Raw genomic sequence first — 422 nt, 5'->3', positions numbered from 1 at the left:
GTACGTCCACCTTCACGGATCGCAAAACGAAGACCTTCGTCCATAGCGATCGGAGTGATCAAGTTAACAGTCACAGCAACGTTGTCGCCTGGCATAACCATTTCAGTACCGGCAGGAAGATCAACAATTCCTGTAACGTCAGTTGTACGGAAATAGAACTGAGGACGGTAACCATTGAAAAATGGTGTATGACGACCGCCCTCTTCCTTGGTGAGCACATAGGCCTCAGCTTTAAACTTTGTATGAGGGGTGATTGAACCTGGTTTAGCCAGAACCTGACCACGTTCAATATCTTCACGTTTTACACCGCGCAGAAGGGCACCAATGTTGTCACCGGCGCGACCTTCGTCAAGAAGCTTGCGAAACATTTCAACGCCGGTTACAGTCGTTTTAGAAGTAGCTTTCATACCTACAACTTCAAC

The 422-nt window shown here is 47.6% G+C and carries 1 protein-coding gene; it reads right to left on the bottom strand.

What is annotated here, in order from left to right; all coding sequences use genetic code 11:
- The coding region (locus KJB30_RS17855) for an EF-Tu C-terminal domain-related protein (RefSeq protein WP_246545789.1) at nt 1-422 on the bottom strand (422 nt) is incomplete at both ends.

Origin of the sequence: Pelotalea chapellei, from assembly GCF_018531195.1 — a bacterium.
Lineage (GTDB): Bacteria > Desulfobacterota > Desulfuromonadia > Geobacterales > Pseudopelobacteraceae > Pelotalea > Pelotalea chapellei.
Note: the sequence above shows the minus strand (reverse complement) of the source record. Positions and strands in the feature narration are given on the sequence as shown.